General features: G+C 37.1%; 17 protein-coding genes. 12 read left to right on the top strand and 5 right to left on the bottom strand.

Annotation, left to right across the window (positions count from 1 at the left end; genetic code table 11):
- Positions 1-7: 7 nt before the first annotated feature.
- From DC53_RS09685 to DC53_RS09700, 4 genes are all read left to right on the top strand, one after another.
- Complete coding sequence (locus tag DC53_RS09685; RefSeq protein WP_033029934.1) at positions 8-376, top strand: DUF2237 family protein; 369 nt, start codon at positions 8-10, stop codon at positions 374-376.
- Positions 377-610: 234 nt separating this feature from the next.
- On the top strand, positions 611-1,135 hold the full coding sequence (dps, locus tag DC53_RS09690; RefSeq protein WP_007376944.1) for a DNA starvation/stationary phase protection protein Dps: 525 nt from the start codon (positions 611-613) through the stop codon (positions 1,133-1,135).
- A 605-nt stretch (positions 1,136-1,740) separates the two neighbouring features.
- The gene (locus DC53_RS09695; protein WP_033029932.1) at positions 1,741-4,680 is read left to right on the top strand and encodes a TonB-dependent receptor; all 2,940 of its coding nucleotides are present in this window, start codon (positions 1,741-1,743) and stop codon (positions 4,678-4,680) included.
- A 288-nt stretch (positions 4,681-4,968) separates the two neighbouring features.
- Positions 4,969-6,687 (top strand): SulP family inorganic anion transporter, encoded by a 1,719-nt coding sequence (locus DC53_RS09700; RefSeq protein WP_033029930.1) that lies wholly within the window; start codon positions 4,969-4,971, stop codon positions 6,685-6,687.
- A gap of 142 nt (positions 6,688-6,829) precedes the next feature.
- Here the strand turns inward: DC53_RS09700 and DC53_RS09705 are convergent, their stop codons facing one another.
- Together DC53_RS09705 and DC53_RS09710 are read right to left on the bottom strand one after the other, a co-directional pair.
- Positions 6,830-7,444, bottom strand: coding sequence for a response regulator transcription factor (locus DC53_RS09705; protein WP_008135054.1), 615 nt, complete (start codon positions 7,442-7,444; stop codon positions 6,830-6,832).
- 33 nt (positions 7,445-7,477) lie between these two features.
- Positions 7,478-8,566 carry a sensor histidine kinase gene (locus tag DC53_RS09710; RefSeq protein ID WP_033029928.1) on the bottom strand — a complete coding sequence of 363 codons (1,089 nt, stop codon included), beginning with the start codon at positions 8,564-8,566 and terminating at the stop codon, positions 7,478-7,480.
- 326 nt (positions 8,567-8,892) lie between these two features.
- Here DC53_RS09710 and DC53_RS09715 point away from each other — a divergent pair, with 326 nt between their 5' ends.
- The 4 genes from DC53_RS09715 to queG all read left to right on the top strand — a co-directional run bounded on the left by DC53_RS09715 (position 8,893) and on the right by queG (position 13,111).
- A complete protein-coding gene (locus tag DC53_RS09715) occupies positions 8,893-9,759 on the top strand; it encodes a DMT family transporter (RefSeq protein ID WP_008135050.1) in 867 nt (288 codons plus the stop codon).
- Positions 9,756-10,460, top strand: coding sequence for a glycerophosphodiester phosphodiesterase (locus DC53_RS09720; RefSeq protein WP_033029926.1), 705 nt, complete (start codon positions 9,756-9,758; stop codon positions 10,458-10,460). Before DC53_RS09715 ends, DC53_RS09720 begins: the two co-directional genes overlap by 4 nt.
- Before the next feature lie 60 nt (positions 10,461-10,520).
- Positions 10,521-11,738: a methyl-accepting chemotaxis protein gene (locus tag DC53_RS09725; protein WP_007376955.1), complete on the top strand. Its 1,218-nt coding sequence runs from the start codon at positions 10,521-10,523 to the stop codon at positions 11,736-11,738.
- A gap of 239 nt (positions 11,739-11,977) precedes the next feature.
- Positions 11,978-13,111: a tRNA epoxyqueuosine(34) reductase QueG gene (gene queG / locus DC53_RS09730; RefSeq protein WP_033029925.1), complete on the top strand. Its 1,134-nt coding sequence runs from the start codon at positions 11,978-11,980 to the stop codon at positions 13,109-13,111.
- Between the two features lie 243 nt (positions 13,112-13,354).
- Here queG and DC53_RS09735 read toward each other — a convergent pair whose 3' ends face one another.
- The 3 genes from DC53_RS09735 to DC53_RS09745 form a co-directional block, all read right to left on the bottom strand.
- Positions 13,355-14,482 carry a response regulator gene (locus tag DC53_RS09735; RefSeq protein ID WP_007376957.1) on the bottom strand — a complete coding sequence of 376 codons (1,128 nt, stop codon included), beginning with the start codon at positions 14,480-14,482 and terminating at the stop codon, positions 13,355-13,357.
- A 56-nt stretch (positions 14,483-14,538) separates the two neighbouring features.
- On the bottom strand, positions 14,539-16,518 hold the full coding sequence (locus DC53_RS09740) for an ATP-binding protein (RefSeq protein ID WP_033029924.1): 1,980 nt from the start codon (positions 16,516-16,518) through the stop codon (positions 14,539-14,541).
- A gap of 120 nt (positions 16,519-16,638) precedes the next feature.
- The gene (locus tag DC53_RS09745; RefSeq protein WP_033015403.1) at positions 16,639-17,127 is read right to left on the bottom strand and encodes a GNAT family N-acetyltransferase; all 489 of its coding nucleotides are present in this window, start codon (positions 17,125-17,127) and stop codon (positions 16,639-16,641) included.
- 83 nt (positions 17,128-17,210) lie between these two features.
- Here DC53_RS09745 and DC53_RS09750 point away from each other — a divergent pair, with 83 nt between their 5' ends.
- The 4 genes from DC53_RS09750 (at position 17,211) to DC53_RS09765 (ending at position 20,177) form a co-directional block, all read left to right on the top strand.
- On the top strand, positions 17,211-17,783 hold the full coding sequence (locus DC53_RS09750) for a glutathione peroxidase (protein WP_033029923.1): 573 nt from the start codon (positions 17,211-17,213) through the stop codon (positions 17,781-17,783).
- Between the two features lie 86 nt (positions 17,784-17,869).
- Positions 17,870-18,151: a peptidylprolyl isomerase gene (locus DC53_RS09755; RefSeq protein WP_007376961.1), complete on the top strand. Its 282-nt coding sequence runs from the start codon at positions 17,870-17,872 to the stop codon at positions 18,149-18,151.
- An 847-nt stretch (positions 18,152-18,998) separates the two neighbouring features.
- On the top strand, positions 18,999-19,349 hold the full coding sequence (locus DC53_RS09760; protein ID WP_007376962.1) for a DUF2750 domain-containing protein: 351 nt from the start codon (positions 18,999-19,001) through the stop codon (positions 19,347-19,349).
- 147 nt (positions 19,350-19,496) lie between these two features.
- Positions 19,497-20,177 (top strand): site-specific integrase, encoded by a 681-nt coding sequence (locus DC53_RS09765; RefSeq protein WP_033029922.1) that lies wholly within the window; start codon positions 19,497-19,499, stop codon positions 20,175-20,177.
- Positions 20,178-20,231 lie beyond the last annotated feature (54 nt).

Here is a 20,231-nt window from a genome sequence, read left to right as displayed (position 1 = left end):
GTATTTCATGGCGAATCAATTTAATGTACTCGGCACACGCTTAAAACTATGTTGCGGTAATGGTGGCTACACACGTGAAGGGTTTTGTTATGTACCAGAATCAGATCTTGGCAATCACAGTGTGTGTGCAATTATGACTGATGAGTTTTTACAATTTTCAAAATCACAAGGTAACGATTTAATAACCCCGAACCCTCTTTACGATTTCGAAGGTTTAAAAGCCGGTGATAAATGGTGCTTGTGTGCAGTAAGATGGCTTCATGCTATTTCAGCAAACGTTGCGCCACCGGTGGCACTTGAAGCCACAAATAAAAAATCATTAGAAATAGTGCCGCTCGATGTTTTAAAAGCGCACGAATATATAGCCAACGTTTAAATACACCTAAGAGTAACTAAATCGAAGTCTGCATATTTTACAAATATATGCAGGCTTTTCAAAAACCCAATCTCCTCTTCAGCCTTAAAAACCTTAAATTAAAATATAACCATTTGTTTTTAAATTACTTTTAAAACAAATCAACTTACGGCATAGCAGTTGCTTTATTAAGCTTAAGTCACGCTCATCACGCAACATATATATGAGCAACACATTAGTTAAGTAGGAGAAATTATGAGTAACAATAACGAATCAAACAAAACAACTAAATTTACCGCGCCAGGTATGAGTGACGAATCAGCTCAAAAAACAATAGCTACCCTCGATAACCGCATGGTTGCATTGATAGACTTACAACTAACTTTAAAACATATTCATTGGAATGTAGTCGGACCTAACTTTATTGGCGTACACGAAATGATAGACCCACAGGTAGACATTGTGCGCGAAATGACAGACACCATCGCTGAGCGAATTGCGACTCTTGGTGGAGTACCAGTGGGCACTCCAAAATCAATTGTAGATCGCCGAACATGGAGCGAATACTCAATTGGTAAAGGGCTAGTGACCGAGCATTTAGCTGCACTTGATAAAGTATATAACGGCGTTAATGCCGATCACCGCAAAGCAATTGAGACTCTTTCTGAATTAGATCCTGTGTCTGAAGATATGATCACCAGCCAACTGGCTGATCTAGAACAATTTCAGTGGTTTATTCGAGCCCACTTAGAATCATCTACAGGCGAACTAAAAAGCTAATATATTTAAGCTAAGAAAGCCCAGCATTTATATGCTGGGCTTTTTTTTGCGTAAAAATCTATTTATCACTACCTAGTGTATCGCCCCCACCCCAGCTAGTACAAAATCAATATAAAAACAATAGAAAATTGGTATTACCAAAATAATTTTTAATTATTTTAACCTCTCCACTATTTCGCAAATTTATAAATCATTTAGAACTTTTAGTGGTCGCTCTTCCAATTCAATATCACTTAAAAAGTAAGCTAAACACGTATAAAAGTACGGCATAAAATTTAAAAATAGTACTAACAAATGTATTAAATAGTACAAAAAATATAAAAAACGCCTCTGGTAAAGATACTTTAATAAAATTCACTCAAAATATAAAAAACAAAAGCAAATCATAAGCCATTAAATTTATTAAATATAAAAAAACAAATGAACACTTTGTAATACATTTTGTGAATTTTTGGTAAACAAAGGTTGTAATAAAAGCTGAATTGGACTAATTTCAACCATACCACCTGTATGACACACTACAGGAAAAAGCAGTTAAATTGGTTAACCAAACCAAGTAACAACACACACAATGACGTTAAGTCGTACCCAAACGGGAGAGATACATGAAACTCAATCAAATTACTTCAACATTAACTAATAAACATAAAAGAAGTAGCTCTACAGCAATCAGTGCAGCAGCCCTTTTATTAATGGCTTCTTCTAATATTGCAGCGCAAGAGGCTCCAACTGCTTCAGAAACCGCATCTGATGATATTGAAGTTATTGAAGTAAAAGGCATGCTAGGTAGCATGAAAGCTGCGGCAATGCTTAAACGTACTGATGGGCGTATTGTTGATGCTATTGTTGCTGAAGATATAGGTAAATTACCAGACAATAACATTGCAGAAGCACTGCAACGTATTACTGGCGTATCTATTAATACCGACTTTGGTGTGGGTGACAGTGTTTCTATTCGTGGCTTACCTCAAAACCGTGTTGAATTAAATGGCCGCTCTACGATTGGTGACTCTCGTGACGGTATTAGCTTGCAAGATTACCCATCAAGCTTCTTAAAAACAGTAGAAGTAGTTAAATCGCCTACTGCCGATATGATTGAAGGTGCATTAGGCGGAACAGTGAGTTTAAAGACAGTTCGCCCACTAGAGCTGGATAAGCTAACCGGCGCAATCTCTCTTGATGGCGAATACGCTGATAAAACAGAGAATATTGCACCTATTTTTAGCGGCTCAATTGGTAACAATTGGGACTTTGACGAAATGGGTACTTTTGGTGCCATTGCTATGTTTTCATATCAAGATCGTGAAATTCGTCAAGATGAAACATCTAGCCGAGTTAAACCTCAAGATATCGAAATTAACGGTCAAGAAGGTAATACACCTAGTGGTAATGCCATTGTTAGAGATGAGCACAGTGTTGAACAATACGTAGAAAAACGTGAACGTACTGCTGTAAATTTATCTCTTCAGTGGGCACCAACATCTGGTAACGGCATGGTGTACCTTGATTTAAGCGGTACTAAGCGCTCTGGCGAGCAAGCTGGTAATTCTATTTTAGGTGTCGTTGGCTCATTATCAACAGATGCAAACACAACTCAAGGTGCTAACGGCGTAAACAACTACACGCTAACAAACGAATTTGGTATCCCAAAAACATACAGTGACTTTCGTGAAACCGACTCGTTTTCAAATGCACTTGGTGCAGAGTGGAACCTTACTGACAGCATAAAAATCTCTGGTGAAATTGCGGTAGCATCATCAGAAAGCGTAAGGCCTGATTCTGAATTTACACTTCGTCCAATCGAAAAGTCGACCTTTGAAGCTAGCGGTGGGGTTGATTTAGTAAATCATTTATATGATGGTGCATTTTCGCAAAACGGTAATAAATTACCAAGCATCATTCATTCAGATCCAAATGCATTTACCGACCCACAAAACTTAGCATTACGTACTTTTAAAAGTGAAGATAAAAGAACAAACAATGATGAAACAGCGGTTCGTTTTGATATTGAAATGTTCGAACCTCTCAGCAGCTTAAGTTGGGTATCTAAAGTAAAAGCAGGTGTACGTGTTACTAACCGTGATTACGAATACGAACAATACAAAGTAGAAATTAAAGACATTTATAAAAATGCATTTAATGACTCAGATGGTTCATTAGCTACTTTATGGGTTGATGATTTCAATGCTGCATTTCCTGATAGCTTTACTACCGTTAGCCACGACAACTCTTTTGACCAACTAGGACACTCGGGGCAAAATGACCTACTAACTTTTTTAAGCTATAACGGTTTATCCAATCCAGCAAATACTTATGCTCAACTTCAACAATTGCTTGTAGGCACTAACCTAGCTTCAACGGGCAGCCTTTCAGACAACCAAAAGTTTCAAGATAGCGCATACCGCAATGTGGTTGAAGATACGGCCGCAGTGTATGTATCTGCATATTTAGATTTTGATGATATCACCGCTATTGTAGGTGGTCGTTATGTAACTACAGATTTAGAATCAAGCGTATTTCTTAATGGCGAAAAAGTAACTGGCGACAATGACTACAGCGACTTTTTACCAAGCTTAAACGTTACTTATAACTACTCAGATGAAACACTATTTCGTTTTGCTGCAGCAAAAGTTATGCGCCGCGCTGACTTTAGCGAGCTAAGCCCTGCGTTTGACGTTAACAACGACATTACGGGGGCAACGCAAGGCTCTATTGATTTAGAACCATACCGTGCAACACAATACGACTTATCTGTAGAGCATTACTTTGATGAAGGTAACGTAATTTCTTTCGCAGTATTTTATAAAGATGTTGAATCTTTCTTAAGCAACGAAAGTAGTTGTGTCGCTTCATCAAGCACTACTGCAGGTCAAAACGTGACTCAGTGGAACCAAGTATGTCAACTTGATGCAGCGGGTGTATCTCAAGACAATTTAGTTTACTCTGATGCAACTGACTTTCCAGTAGATGCTGACGGCTTTAACCATGTTGCAGGCTTACGCGACGCAGGACTAACGGGTATCGATACTGTTAAAAATGTAAATGGTGAAAACGGTTCAGTTCAAGGTTTTGAAGTGGGCTACCAGCAGTTCTTTACAAGCCTACCAGGTGCATTTTCTGGCTTAGGCATCAATGCAAACTACACATATGCAGATAGTGAGCAACCAAATGGCAATCCGTTATTAGATATCTCTAAAAACACTTACAACCTACAAGTATTTTGGGAGTACGAAGGGTTCTCTACTCGTATCGCTTATAACTATCGTGACAGTTTCTTGGATACTGAAAACGAAAAACGTGTAGAAAATATTAACTCCAATGGCAGCATTTCTGAAGATGGCACTGTTTATGGTAATAACTACCGTGACGATAGAGGTCAGTTAGACTTCTCTGCAAGTTGGGACATTAACGAAAACATTACGCTTGTTGGTAATGCAACCAACTTAACAGGTGAACCTTCGATCTATCTATCTGAACTAGGTGGTGCTTGGAAGTACACTGAAGCGGATCGTCGTTACAGCTTTGGTATTCGCGCAAAATTTTAATATCTCCCTAAAGTTTAGCCTGCTCCTTATTTTTATGAGCAGGCACTTTTTAAAACTATAAAATGGCGCGCGTGTTATCACAACGCAAGCGTCATTTTTTATATCTGTAATTTAACTGTTTTTCAGCATAACAATCCCACATTAATTATCAGCTCGTGCTTTAAAGTAATTTAAAATCATTATTAATTTAAATCATCCCCATTTATTAAAATAACCCCGTGCCCGCTATACTTATTTGAATATTAAATTTACTATCAAAACGTTGTAACTATTAACAGGAAAACTGAAGTGCTGTCGCGTTTATATAATTTTATGCCCGGTTTAAATACATTGCTGCACTATGAGCGACAATGGTTTGCTGATGATGTAAGGGCGGCGCTATCGGTAGCTGCAGTGGCTTTACCTGTTGCCATTGCTTACGCACAACTAACCGGTGTTAACGCCGCCGTAGGGTTATATTCTTGCATACTGCCAATGATGCTATATGCACTTTTCGGCACTTCTAAACAACTAATAGTTGGCCCTGATGCCGCAACCTGCGCCGTTATTGCAGCTGTAGTAACACCTATTGCTGCAGGTGACAGCTTTAAGCATTGGCAACTTGTTGTCACCATGACCGCTATGACCGGCTTTTGGTGCTTTATAGCCAGTAAATTTAAGTTAGGTGTATTAGCTGACTTTTTATCTAAGCCTATTTTAATGGGCTTACTAAACGGCGTAGCCATCACTATTATTGTTGGTCAATTTTCCAAAGTATTCGGTTTTACCTTTGACGAGCGCGACTTACTTGAACGCCTAGGTGGCGTACCCACATACCTAGCGCAAACACATGTTCCCACCTTATTAATGGCCTTGTTTACACTTGCTGTTTATTTTGCCATGAAGCGGATAAAGCCCACTTGGCCTTCGTCTATGTTCGCCATTACATTCGGTGCGCTTTTGGTATGGATTTTTGATTTAAAACAATTTGATATAAAAACTATTGGCACCGTAACTGGCGGGCTTCCTGTTTTTAATACCCCTGTTTTTGATTTAGGGGTTATTCGTGAGCTGGTGGTACCCGCACTTAACTTAGCCATTGTGAGCTTTGTAAGTATGATGCTAACTGCTCGTAGCTTTGCAGCTAAAAACGGCTACGACATAGACGCCGATAAAGAATTTAGAGCGCTAGGTATTGCCAATATAGCGTCAGCTCTTTCGCAAGGTTTTGCCGTCAGTGGCGCCGACTCATGCACCGCTGTTAACGATGCAACGGGTGGTAAAACGCAGTTAGTGTCTATAATAGCCGCTGCCATTATTACGCTCATAGCTGTATTTTTAACAGCTCCACTTGAATTTATTCCAAGTGCAGCGCTAGGTGTTGTACTTATAATTGCCTCAGTTCATTTACTCGATTTAAAAGCGGTTTGGCAATTAAAGCGAAAAGATAAACAGGCATTTTATCTAGCCTCGGCCACCTTACTTGCGGTGTTATTTATTGGTGTTATCCCTGGCATCACGCTTGCTGTATTACTGGGACTATTTCAGTTTATCCGCACAGTAATGCGTCCAACTGACAATATACTAGGCGTAGATATAAACGGAGTTGTAAGAAGTTTAGATGCAACAGATAAAGCAAAAGCAGTCCAAGGTGTGTTTATTTATCGTTTTAATTCCCCTCTAACTTACTTTAATGCCAGCTACTTTAAACGCAGATTACTAGAGCAATACGCAAGACAAAAAGACGACACTCAGTGCGTAATAATTGATGCTGTACCCTGCTTTACTCACTTAGATTTAAGTGTAATGGCCATGCTTGCCGACTTAGACATTATATTTAAAAAGCGTGATATAAGGCTTGAATTAGCAGGTAGAAAACGCCAACTGCTTTCATGGTTTGAAATTGCAGGAATGACATCAGGTAAAGAAGGTATATACATCCACTCCGACTTATATATCGCCTTAAAAAGGAACAGCGTAAGCCAGCACTGTTTAGAAGTTAGTTTATTCGAATCAGCTCAAAACTAACGTACTACATAAATTTACTAGGAAAAAATACTGTCACCAACCGCTCCTAGACATATAAAATGAAGGGCATAAGGGAAATACATAACTATTATAGTTAATCTGTTTTTTTGCTTTAAAATATAGGGCTATGTTCAGCCCTATTTTATAGCCATCCTTTTTGTTTCGCTATACGTGCTGCATCTATTCGGTTTGTGGCATTTAATTTAGCTATAGCATCCGAGAGATAATTACGTGTAGTTCCCTCGCTTATAAACAACTGCTTGGCTATTTCACTCGTTTTAAGACCGTCACTTGCAAGTTTAAGTGCTTTGCGCTCTTTATCTGTAAGTGGATCTGAGTCATCCAATGCATTAATAGCAAGTTCTGGGTCTATCACTTTTTGACCTTGCATTACTTTTTTAAGGGCATTTATTAATTCTTCACTTGGTGCTTCTTTTAAAATAAAGCCTTTAACACCCGCCGAAAGTGAACGTCTGATATAACCTGCGCGGGAAAACGTAGTCATTATTACTACTTTAATTGATGGGTGTTTTGCAGCTATTTGTTCACTTAGTTCAATGCCATTTATATTTGGCATTTCAATATCGCTAAGTACAATATCTGGTAGTAATACGTTTGATAAACTAGATAGATGATCAAGTGCAGCTTGTCCGTCGCACGCCTGGCCTATTACTTCTATATTAAAGTCGAGACTTAGTAATGCCGATATAGCATCGCGAACTAACCCTTGGTCTTCTACTAAAAATACTTTGATCATACTTTTTCCTTTACTTGGTATTTTTAACTTTGCTTATGGCAAAGGAATGTGTGCTGTCAGTTTAAATCCATTTTGAATTTCAAATTTCACTTGGCCATTTAATTTTTCTACGCGCTGTTTAATACCCGTTAAACCATTGCCAGGAGTGATATTTTCACAATCACCGTTATTAAATAAATTTAGCGTTATGCTTTGTTTAGTTGATGTGAGATTAATATCGCATTGATTGGCTTTACTATGACGTAAAATATTCGTCACGCTTTCTTTAATAATTAAGCACAGCTCGCTTTCTATTACTGCAGGTAACACCGGTAAATTAAGCGTTACATTAGTGATAATGTTTTGCTCCTCTAAGCGCTGTTTTAGTTGCTCAACTTGCCCTGTCAGTTGCTGCTGTTTTAAATCGGTTACAGCGTGACGAACATCTGATAAAAGCGCACGGGCTAAATCGGCTACTTGGGTAATTTCATTTCCAGCTTGTTCAAACCGCTCAGCGTTATGTAATTTGTTGGCAAGCTCGGCTTTTAGAGCTATTGATGAAAGTGAATGGCCTAAAATATCATGTAAATCACGAGCTATTCGCTCTCGCTCTGCAATTGCTGCTAATTGCTCTAGTTGGTTTGCATTTTCTTGTTCACGCTTTTTATATTGACGCTCCCTTCTTGCTGCAATGCCGTAGCTAAATAACGCAGCGCATAAAATTAAAGCAATCGCTAAAAAGTACTGAACCTTTCCTATATCACCAATATATGCGCTTAATAAAACCGAGAATATAATCGCTAGTGCAGCATAAACTCTTTGACGCTTGCTGTATGCATAGCCTGCTATATAGGCTGCAAAGCCAAACAAGGTAGGAGTGCCAGTGCTGTAAAAAGTAGCACTGAAGCAAATTAATAGCATTGCTAAAAATAACTTAGTTACACCAGTACCTTTACAATTTATTGCTTTTACATATAAAAGAATAAAAGCAATATAAAAAGCTAAAGAAATAACGATTTGCTCACTCGTGAAATGAGCAAAATCGATTATCATCGGTAGTAAGTAAAAGCCAGTAAAAATTAGATGTCCATATTTCCAAAAACCTTTATCGCTTTGCTTAGAAAAGACACTAAGTGAACTCATGCTAATACCTCTGGTATATTATTTTTATTTATAATTTTGTTTTTATTACTAAATATAAATAACACGAAAATACATATCAGCATAAAGCAATATGCGTCACTAATAGTAAAATTTAATGTTTCTAGCGCTTCACTAAGAGTCAAACTAAATAAAATTAAGGAATTCATAACTACCTCCAATTAAGTAGAGTAATTATGCCAGTGTGCAAAAATAATGTGAGTGTGGAATGTCATTAACTTTACTGACATTTGTCATGTATTAAAAAAATCATCTCAAGAATTTTTAACCGATGCTAATATGCTAAAAAAGCATAACAAGGAAACTCAATGCAACCCCAACAGCAAAGCCTGCTTTATTTACATATTGCCGTATTACTTTTTGGCGGAACCGCTCTATTTGCAAAGCTCATTGGCTTAAATGCACTTGATATAACCGTCTATAGAACCGCAGTTGCTGGCATTGCGATTTGGTTTTTGCTAAGTATGCAAAAAAAACCTATTAAGCTTAATAAACCTAAAGATTATTTAATGGCTATATTGCTCGGTGTGGCGGTAGGTATACATTGGGTTACCTACTTTGCTGGTATGCAAATGGCGGGTATAACAATTGGGATGCTCGCATTTTTTAGTTATCCAGTAATTACTGTATTTTTAGAGCCTTTATTTAATAAGAGTAAACCCAAAGCTAAAGATATACTTAGTGCAGCGGTGGTTATATTAGGTATTTACCTTCTTGTCCCTACTGCCAGCTTAGGTGACGACGTAACTCTTGGAGTGATAACAGGCGTAGTGTCAGCATTCTTTTTTTCAATAAGAAACATCACTCACAAACGTTACTTTAGCCAATACGGTGGCCCACAAACTATGTTTTATCAAACCTTGGTTGCAAGCCTTATGCTATGTGCATTTATAAAAGTACCTGTGTATGAAGTAAGTAACCATGATTTGTTATTAATTTTGATTGCAGGGGTAATATTTACAGCTACGCCTCATTCACTATTTGCAGCCAGTTTAAAACATTTATCTGCAGCTACTGCGGGGCTCATTTCTTGCCTTCAACCTCTCTATGGCACACTATTAGCGATTATTATAATACATGAACGCCCATCAGCAATGACACTAATAGGTGGCACATTAATTGTTAGTGCCGCCTGCTTTGAAACTTGGTCAATCACAAAAAAGGCACGTAAATGAAAGTATTTGCACACAGAGGCGCAAGCGGACATTTCCCAGAAAACACTAAAAGTGCTATTTTAAAAGCGCTAAAAATAGGTGTAGATGGCATTGAAGTAGATATACAAAGTGCTATTGATGATTACATGTTAATCCACGATTCATGGCTTGATAGAACGACTAATGGCACAGGTAAGGTCAATGAATTTGACGCTGTAACAATAGCCAAGCTTGACGCGGGAAATGGTGAGTATGTACCTAACTTACAGCAGTTATTAGATTGGAATAACGATAAAACATTACTCAACCTAGAGCTTAAGCATACTTTTGAACTTGAAAAACTTGCAACTCAACTTGAATACAATATAAGCATGGGAAAAATATCACGTACCAATGTTTTAGTGTCATCGTTTGATCACCATCAATTACTGTGGCTTAAAAACCGTTTACCATGGTTGAAAATAGGCGTACTAACGTCTTCCATACCTATAAGCTATGCAAAATTTGCTGAAGATTTAAATGCCTATAGTGTGCATGTAGATAAAAATTTTGTTAATAAAGCATTTGCTAATGATGCAAAGCAACGCGGACTAAAAATTTATGCCTACACGGTAGACAAAGAGCAAGATATAGCACTAATGCTCGAATATGGTTTAGATGGGATTTTTACCAACTACCCGGCACAAACTAAAGCATATTTACTATCGTTAGATCATAATTAAACACATCTATACTCCTTACATAGAACGTAAGAGCACTAATACCATAAAGGTTTCAGTAAAATGAGTAGCTACATGAAAATTTATAATTACATTGAGCAGACCTTCTTTTTCACATTAACACGTAAAATTGTAGGCAATCTAAGTTTTGTATTCCTATTTCAAGCCATCACTCTGTTTTGGTTGTACCAAAGCCTTAGCGAACAACAAAGTACAGAGCTATTTTGGCTTTTAACACTTGTAATTGTTATGGGGTTTGGTTTTACACTTTCGTATATGCGTTTTTTAATCGTGCGTCCTATTACCGCGATGCGCGATACACTAATAAAAATAAACCAACAAGATGCTAATTTAGCCGCAAAACTTCCGCATTTTTCGTATGATGAATTTAGAGATTTAAGTACCCAATACAATACTTTCACCACTCACTTAGGCGAACTACTAAATACAACTTACAGTAGCGCTGAAGCCAGTGCCAATAGTAATAAAGCCGTTACCGAGTCAATGAAAAATACGGATAACTCAAGCGAGCAACAAATACATTTAAGCCACAGTATAATTAATGCGAGTATGCAAATAACGCAAAGCTTACAAAACATAGTCATTAATACCGACAGTGTCCATAACGTTAATAATGAACATCTAAACTTTGTAAAACTCTCAGCTAAAGAGCTTTCAGCGCTTGTCGAACAAGTTAAATTAATCACTAATATGCTAGGTAGTTTTTCAAATACGGTCGCAGGTTTAAAAGAAAACAGTGAAAATATACGTAGTATTTTAAAAATGGTTGAAGAGTTTTCAGATCAAACCAACTTATTAGCACTCAACGCTGCAATAGAAGCAGCCCGAGCAGGTGAAGCTGGACGAGGCTTTGCTGTAGTTGCCGATGAAGTCCGTACGCTTTCTATAAAGGTAAGTGGCGCAACAAGACAAATTAGTGATTTTATTACCCAAATGAATGAGCTAGTAAACGAAACAAATAAAGAGTCAGAGCAACTGATCACCCACTCTAATAGTGCACAAAGTGCAATTAGTGCAACGTCTGACGGGTTTAGCAAGATGCTTAATGAATTTGAGCAAAATCAGCAACAATTGAAGCAAATAGCCAGTGCCGTGCATCTGCTTGAGCAAACACAAACTCAAACTCATCAATCTGTTGAGCAAATTGTAGAGCTAGGTGAGCAAGCTAAGCAATTAATCGACACTGCTGTGGCCGATAGCGAAAACTCTCAGCAGCTAAGCTTACAAACTCAACAACAGTTAAAACGTTTTGTACTTTAACAAAACGTTTTAACTTATTAGAGCCTGTTGGCCTTTTAGGATTAAAATTTTTTCTACCTAGAGACAGCGCATGGCAGGCATCTATGCTGCGTTATCGACTATTTATGGGGAACAACCATACAACATAGCTTTGCCTTACTTAAAAACCAAACTCACGGCTTTAAATTCAACCCGAAAGATAAACAAGCCCTAGTAAATATGGTAAATTACGCAGCTATTAATTTAAGTGTGTAAAGTGTGTGAGCAACCCAACCCCAGACTATGAAAAATTAGCCCTGCAAATAAAAACCTGGGGACAAGAGCTTGGCTTTAGCGAAGTGGGTATTACCGATATTGACCTAAGTAAGCACGAGGCTCAACTGCAACGTTGGCTTGATGCTGGCTTTCATGGTTCAATGGACTACATGGCTTCACACGGCATGAAACGCGCTCGCCCAGCTGAATTAGTACCTGGCACACAGCGTGTAATATCAGTAAAAATGAATTACCTCCCACCCGATGCTGGCTTTGCAAAAACCTTAAAAAATAAAGAAAAAGCATATATAAGCCGATACGCACTGGGCCGTGATTATCATAAATTAATGCGTAATCGATTAAAAAAACTCGGCCAAAAAATAGAACAAGAAATTGGTGAATATGGCTTTAGACCCTTTGTAGATTCAGCCCCAGTACTTGAACGTCAACTCGCCGAGAAAGCGGGTTTAGGTTGGCGTGGTAAGCATTCTTTATTAATTAATCAAGAAGCAGGATCGTGGTTTTTTTTAGGCGAGCTATTTATTGATTTACCACTGCCAATAGACGCCGAAAACACCTTTGAAGGCTGCGGTAAATGCGTTGCCTGCATCACTCTTTGCCCAACAGGCGCAATTGTAGAGCCTTATGTCGTTGACGCACGTAAATGCATATCGTACTTAACAATAGAGCACCAAGGGCCCATTCCTGAGCAATATAGGACTTTATTGGGTAATAGAATTTATGGCTGCGATGATTGTCAGTTAGTATGCCCTTGGAATCGTTATGGCCAAATTACTGACGAAAACGATTTTCACCCGCGCACTCAATTAAAAGACAAAGATTTACTTGAGTTGTTTGCTTGGGATGAAGCTACTTTTTTAAAAAATACCGAAGGCAGTCCTATTCGCCGTATTGGTCACGAACGTTGGTTACGTAACTTAGCAATAGGGTTAGGTAATGCACAATTTAGCCCCGCTATTATTTATGCCTTAGAAGACAAAAGCCAAATATGCAGTGAACTTGTTTTAGAGCATATTGAATGGGCACTTTCCCAACAAAATGATAAACAACGAGTAGCGCTTCGTAAAACAGCTAGGTTAATCAGAATTGTAGAAAAAGGCTTACCCAGAGATGCATAATGCAGTTGGTGTAAGCCTTTAAAGTAACATTATTTAGTTAAGTATATTTAACCTGAACTCTGGTTAAGAGATTCACTAACATTTTGAATAATAACTATATTTAAACTTATTCCCTCTAGCCAGAGACTTCCAGTAAAACAGGCGAACTTGCATGTCAATCGCGGGCCTATTGCAAGAAAATTCAACGCAGTCAGTGCTGAAAGAACTGCTTAAGATAGATTTATTATCCAGTTATCAAGTTACTTAGCTCTTTAAAAGTAATGACAGGTCTTGTTCAATCTCAGCAAAAGAGGCTTTAACTTCTTGAACTGACTCCTCTCTTGAAATTGAATTTTGAATTGTTTCATCTACTTTTTTGTAAATAAAAACCTCTTGGTCCTCATCTAATCCCATTGTTGGTATTCGCACTTCAAGATCTTCTTGTAGTTGCTTAAAAACTCTTTCGTTATTTTTACGATTATCGTTAAGTAAGCCAATTAAACTATGAAATTTACTATGTACGGAATTTGCGACCGTATTTAGTCGTTCTTGTTGGGATACAAGTATTCTTTTGGTCATTATTGCTCGTAATTGCTGCTCTGTAACACTGACAATAAAACATACGTGGTCACGAATTCGTCCATGCTTATCTGGATCATGATCCGGCATATTTAAAACCAGTAAGCTTATGTATTCGTAGTTAACCAAAATTCGATGTGAAAATTCGTGCAACCGACCTTTACTTTTAAGCATTTCAAATAGTTCAATAACAATCGGTGAACAAACCCCATGTAACGCAAAATGCTCTATAACATTCGCATATCGAAACTCTACGTTACTTTGCAAATTAAAAGACTGTAGACAATCTATGAGCGCTTTTCCTAAGCTTTGGGGATCATTTATAAAACCAATATTTTCAACATAATTAACTATTTGCCCCATTTCACTACTGTTAGCCATCGCATTAAATGCTGTAGAAGTTGCATCTTCAACTTGTTTTTCAAGACTCTCTTTCTCTACCAACACTTGATTCAAATTATTTAATTTAGACTTGAGTTCGTCATGCCCAAACGGTTTAACAATATAATCTTCTGCACCAACAGAGTAACCTTCCATACGTTCCTCAACCGTCCCCCTTGCTGATACAAACATCACAATTATATGCGCGGTATTTGGGTTGGATTTAAGGCTCTTACAGACTTCGTAACCATTCATTTGTGGCATACTCACATCCAGCAATATAACCTGAGGCATATAGTCTTCTACCATACTCAAGCACTCTGGACCGCTAACGGCTACCTTTAATTCAAAATCGAGGTCCTCCAGAATCTCTTCTATAATTTCAAGATTAAAGGGTTCGTCATCCACTGCGAGTATTTTTGTTAAAGCCATCGTTTCATCATCCATTTAAATTCTAAATATGCTACTTCAAACACTTGTTTAAAAAATTAACTGCTTTGCAGTGCTAAGTGTTCGTCTAGGTTTATTTTAAGTGGTATTTGTATACAAATAGTAGCGCCGCCATTAGTGTTATTTAAGGCTGTAATATTACCTTGATGCAAAGAAACAAACTCCCTACATAATGCAAGGCCTAACCCTGTTCCACCAGCTCCGCTATTGGTTTTACTGCTTTGTACAAATTTAGTGAAAATGTCTTCAAGTTCATCCTCAGGTATACCAATACCATTATCGATAACGGCTATTACTGCAAACTCGTTCTCAGATGCCAATTCCACTTTAATTTTACTTTTTGGCTCACTAAACTTTAATGCGTTACCTAATAAATTACACATTAATTGGTTAATTTGTTCCTCATCACACAGAGCGACTACCGGGTTAGACTGCACTGAAAAAATGATTTCAATCTCTTTTTCCATTGCAGTTCCAGCGACATCATCAATACTCGTTCTAATGATATTAGCTAAATTATGTGTTCTAGGATTGAAAGGAAATTTACCCACATCAAGCTTGGATAGATCCAGTAAATTATTAAGTAATGAAAGTAACCGTTCTCCACTGGATTCAATTCGAGACAAGTACTTAAATAATTTTTCTTCCGCAAAATCACCAACCTCTAATTTATTTAAGCCAAAACGAGAAAAGCTTAAAATTGAATGCATTGGTGTGCGAAGTTCGTGAGACATGTTTGCTAAAAATTCTGATTTACTCAAATTGGCGGCTTCAGCCACATTTTTAGCGTGCTCTAACTGTGAGGTACGCGCTCTAACTTGTTCTTCTAAAATATCTTTTGCTTCAAGTAGCAACTCTTCTTTTTGTTTTAAGTGCGTTACATTTTTAAAAATAACTGCCAGCGCAATTTCACCATGATGATCTATTTCATTAAAAGATCCCACAAGAGGTATATAACCCCCTAGTGTTTTTGTTAAACGTAAATCGCAACTAAACTGTCGATTACTATTTAAAGTCAAAATTTTATCTTTAATTCCTGCGCTTGAATCAACATCTAAAAAATCAAAAAGAGACTTACTTTCTAATTCATTAAACGGTAAATCAAATAGTTTTAAGCAAGCATCATTCGCTTCGATAACTTTACCACCGCGCTCAAATAACATAATTGCATCGGGTGTATGCTTATAAATAACTTGTAATAAGCTATCCTTTTCAATAAGCGCATCTACGGTGTCTTGAAGCCTTTCTACTAACTCTGCATTATGTCGTTTCAATAATTCGGTTTGCCATAGCTTATGGACCGACTGCAAAAGAATACTATCGTTAAGGGGTTTAATGAGTACATCTTCAACTCCCTCACGAATAGCCTCAATCATGGACACTTGATCAGGGCGTGACGTAAAAAGTAAACACCTACAATGTGGCTGCTTTAATTTTAGGCTAGAAAATATACCTAACCCAGTTACATCACCAAAACTAAAATCACTAATTAATATATCAATTTTAGTATCAACGGATATTGCCAATACTTCATCTAAATTTGTCGCGGTGTGGGTGTTTATATGAGCGCCTACTAAGCTGCTTTTCATTTTTTCAAGACGCTCAGGTATATGATCAACCAGTAAAATAGTGGGTAATTGAAGAATATGGTTAGAGCCAAGCTCTAATAAACTCTCAAGTAGAGAAGTTATCTCCTTATTAGAAAAAAATGGGTAAACTACAGTTGCATTAGCAACAGCATGATTAAGCTCACTAAATGCGTTTAGTTGTTCACCATTTTCAGCTTTTGGAGCAAGCAACATAAACCGTGATTGTGAGACCTTAGCAATCAACGGTTCAATAGAAATAACAGGTACTCCATGCGCCACTATAATTAAATCATACGCATCAGCATTTATATGCATATCGAGCATAGAAAAATGAATTAATTCAACCTCACATCCAATTAACTCTAAAAGTACTTTTACTCGCATTGCGATAATAGTGCTGCTGTCTACTACTAATATTTTCCGAATCATCAAGCTACACTTTAAAAATAATTAACTTAATATATTAATAGCGTAGCCTATTATTGTTTAGTTAGCATAGGTTCTTAGCGTTATTTTATAAGAATTTTTTACCTAAAAGAGATACGAACTTTATTCTACATGTTTTCCGAAAATAGTAAGGCTATAAAGCTTACTATCCATCATAGCGACATTGGGTAACTCTCCCCAAACATCGAAGCCAAAATGTTTAAATAGATTTACACTTGGTAAGTTGTGGCTAAAAATAAATCCTAGCAATACGCGTATATTTAGTTGTTTAGCTTGGATTTGTGCAAATTCCATCAACTTTTTGCCAAGCCCTTTACCTTGTGCTTTTGCGGTAATATATATGCTCATTTCAACAGTGCCATCGTAAGCTGGGCGACCATAAAATGATTTATAACTAAGCCATGCGAGTATTTTGTTATTCTCACAGTAAACATAAATAGGTCTTTTTTGTGTATGGCTATTAAACCACTCACGCTTTTCTTCAACGGTCACTTCTTCAGTGTCAGCAGTCACCATTCGACCAGCAATAGTCTCGTTGTAAATTGCTACGATTTCGCTAAGATCATTTATAGTTGCTAAACGGGTTGTCATAATAGATTGCATGGTTGATCAATTTTCTCCATATTAGCGTATGATCATCCACTCAAACAATCGTAAAGTTTAGGTCGTTAGCTATGCTAAAAAAAATATTACTCGGGTTAGGGGTTTTATTAATAAATACACCACTTCATGCTCAAACAGAATCAATTGATAAGCACGTGGCCACAACATGCCAAGATTTTACTAACGTCAATATACGTAAGTTACGTTCTGAAGAGTCAATCAACTTATGTCAGTTTAAAAATAAGCCTTTATTGATCGTTAATACAGCCAGTAACTGCGGTTTCACACCTCAATTTAAAGGTTTAGAAGCACTTTATAAACAATATAAAAATCAGGGGTTAGTTGTCTTAGGGTTTCCTTCTGACGATTTCTTTCAAGAAGAAAATGATGAAAAAGCGACAGCTAAAGTCTGCTTTATTAATTATGGGGTTACTTTTCCTATGTTTGCTACCAGTGAAGTACGAGGCAGTGATGCCAATCCTATTTTTAAACACCTAAATGAGCAAACTAGTTCCCCTAATTGGAATTTTTATAAATACCTAGTATCTGCAGATCGCAAAACAATTTTACGATTTAACAGCAAAGTGTCACCTAACTCAGAAAAGATGATTACGGCAATTGAAAATACACTTTCTAATAATTAAGTTTATACTGGTACAATTAGTTGAAACTAACTAGAATGACATTTCATTAGGTTAAAAAAACACCACATAAATAAGCGGGAGATTTTATGACAGTGGCAAGCGCACGACACATATTAGTAGATAGCGAAGCACAATGCTTAGACTTAAAAACAAAAATTGAACAAGGTGAAGATTTTGCTGAATTAGCAAAAAACCACTCTAACTGTCCTTCAGGTCAAGATGGCGGCGCCCTTGGCGAGTTTGGACCGGGCATGATGGTACCAGAATTTGATAAAGTGGTGTTTTCTGCGCCTATTAACCAAGTACAAGGCCCAGTACAAACACAATTTGGTTATCATTTACTTGAAGTTACTAGCCGTTCAGAATAAATTTTTGTATTGTAAGTAAAACTTCTAAAAGCCGCTTTTGCGGCTTTTTTAATGAGCAATTAATACCAACTTTCTTATACCAATCCGCAATAATACTTAATCAATCTGAGATATCAAATCTGACGCTAGCTACGTTAAAAACTTCTGATATAGAACAAATAACGAAATTTTTCCTTGTTATCGACACGATTTTCTTACTTCAAAATAGATTATTTAATTAAGCGAATTGGTATTATATATGGTGTCTATTTAACGATAAGGAAACTGCGCTAGAACTAAGCAAGAATTTTTACTAATATATTGAACCATAATGGTATTTAAATTTATTGTTCTCTAGGAGCTATTTAATCGCGGCGTAAGGTTTATAACCTAATGGGCTAAGTAAAAACCGAGCAACAAAGAATAAATAGCCCTAGACAGAACCCTACGGGCAGCACATGTTTAACCTCGAAAGATAAACAGGTCCTAGCCAGAGGTTTTCAGTGAAAACAAGGCAAGTTTACGCGCCAATAGTGGGCCAATTACAAGTAAGTTCAACGCAGTTAGCGTTAAAAATAACTGACTAGGGTAAGTTTATTATCCAGAATTCAGATTACTTACGCTTTAATTTCATAAAATGAACATATTGTTGAAACATTAAACTATTTAACTGCCCATTTAACTGGTGATGAATTTAAAGGCTGTGAATGCTTCAACATCAGTTTATACTGCCCGCTTGATTGGATTTGCTTTCGTTTGTTGACTCATTTTTGCCAACATTCGTAATTTATTGCTTTTCATAAGTAATATAACCAACGCCAAGCAGCTATAGATACTAATCCTAGTCACTAATTAAAAAGGTAAACACATGAGCGATATCGAAATTGAATCACAACTAGTTAACTTTGTAGAAAAAGTACGTGTTAGCGAAGTAATTTGGGCGCTAGGTGCAGAAGATAATGGCTTTGTAGTATGTGATTCAAATCAATTTGACGAAACTGACGTATTACTACTTTGGGAAAGCGAAGAAGCTGCTAAGGCACAATGTAAAGAAGAATGGAAAGACTACAGCCCTGTAGAAATTAATCTTGACGAGTTTTTAGATGCTTGGGTTGAAGATTTAAGCGAAGATAACGCACTAGTTGGTATTAATTGGAATGATGACCAAGTATGTGTGGAAATTGAACCTGTTGGTCTAGCTCGCGCATTAAGCGAATAAACAGATAGCGTAGCTTATTATAAAGTTACTGAAACCCAACGAGTCCCGCTGCTCGTTGGGTTTAATTGATTTTAACCTCAACGACACTCGCATCTTACTGTGGTTTGAGTATAAAATATAATACGTCATTATTTTCAAGGTATTGCGTTGAAAACCCATCTTGGCCGTCGCCCTTTTTCAGCTATGGAGCTGCATACACTTTATAATGGATATATATACGGTGATGTTAAAGTTATCCGCGAGCAACCAAAACATTGGCACTTTTGGCTGCCCTTAATTTCATATTATAGTGGTGCTTACAGTGACGAAATTGGTTACTTAACACTTGATGATCTAATCTTTAAACAAAATATTTTATGTTTTAGTTTTCATACTCACGGAAAAATAAAGCCCCGCTTAGTCCCTGTACACAAAGCGCTTATAAATTATGGTCTTAATGAATATATAGCGTTTATTAAATCGCAAAATCAACACCGATTGATGTTCGACTTGCCCGCAAAAACTGGCAGGTACAGTGAAAAAGTGCGTATTTGGTTTTCAGGTGAAGGTGAGCGAGCCGGCTATTTACAAAAGTGTGATATACCAAATGTTGATCAACTCGGCATGAAAACAGCAATAAGCAGCTTACGCCTCAACTTTGAGCAACAAGTTCGTATACATGCTCTGCAGGCTAACTCGAAAGACGCCTTTAATTATTTAATGGGCTTTAACGAATATTCATGTGATGAATTTAACGACGTGCTTTTATTAAATAACGTGATCCAAAAAATACGTACTATTAACTCACACCTGCACTGGCAACGTTTTATAACACGTGAAAGTCACTGACAAACTTTGTTACTATTTCCCCTTAAAGTCACTGTTATAATCAATTACTCTATT

The sequence above is a fragment of the Pseudoalteromonas fuliginea genome (assembly GCF_000690055.1).
Taxonomy (GTDB): domain Bacteria; phylum Pseudomonadota; class Gammaproteobacteria; order Enterobacterales; family Alteromonadaceae; genus Pseudoalteromonas; species Pseudoalteromonas fuliginea.
This window is presented reverse-complemented; position numbering and strand designations above follow the sequence as displayed.

Excerpts from the sequence above, each read along its gene's own strand:
- DC53_RS09695 (WP_033029932.1), top strand. The coding sequence starts at position 1,741 with ATGAAACTCAATCAAATTACTTCAACATTAACTAATAAACATAAAAGA.
- DC53_RS09725 (WP_007376955.1), top strand. The coding sequence starts at position 10,521 with ATGAGTAGCTACATGAAAATTTATAATTACATTGAGCAGACCTTCTTT.
- DC53_RS09715 (WP_008135050.1), top strand. The coding sequence starts at position 8,893 with ATGCAACCCCAACAGCAAAGCCTGCTTTATTTACATATTGCCGTATTA.
- DC53_RS09760 (WP_007376962.1), top strand. The coding sequence starts at position 18,999 with ATGAGCGATATCGAAATTGAATCACAACTAGTTAACTTTGTAGAAAAA.
- DC53_RS09740 (WP_033029924.1), bottom strand. The coding sequence starts at position 16,518 with ATGATTCGGAAAATATTAGTAGTAGACAGCAGCACTATTATCGCAATG.
- DC53_RS09750 (WP_033029923.1), top strand. The coding sequence starts at position 17,211 with ATGCTAAAAAAAATATTACTCGGGTTAGGGGTTTTATTAATAAATACA.
- DC53_RS09705 (WP_008135054.1), bottom strand. The coding sequence starts at position 7,444 with ATGATCAAAGTATTTTTAGTAGAAGACCAAGGGTTAGTTCGCGATGCT.
- DC53_RS09685 (WP_033029934.1), top strand. The coding sequence starts at position 8 with ATGGCGAATCAATTTAATGTACTCGGCACACGCTTAAAACTATGTTGC.
- DC53_RS09720 (WP_033029926.1), top strand. The coding sequence starts at position 9,756 with ATGAAAGTATTTGCACACAGAGGCGCAAGCGGACATTTCCCAGAAAAC.
- DC53_RS09710 (WP_033029928.1), bottom strand. The coding sequence starts at position 8,566 with ATGAGTTCACTTAGTGTCTTTTCTAAGCAAAGCGATAAAGGTTTTTGG.
- DC53_RS09735 (WP_007376957.1), bottom strand. The coding sequence starts at position 14,482 with ATGGCTTTAACAAAAATACTCGCAGTGGATGACGAACCCTTTAATCTT.
- DC53_RS09745 (WP_033015403.1), bottom strand. The coding sequence starts at position 17,127 with ATGACAACCCGTTTAGCAACTATAAATGATCTTAGCGAAATCGTAGCA.
- dps (WP_007376944.1), top strand. The coding sequence starts at position 611 with ATGAGTAACAATAACGAATCAAACAAAACAACTAAATTTACCGCGCCA.
- DC53_RS09755 (WP_007376961.1), top strand. The coding sequence starts at position 17,870 with ATGACAGTGGCAAGCGCACGACACATATTAGTAGATAGCGAAGCACAA.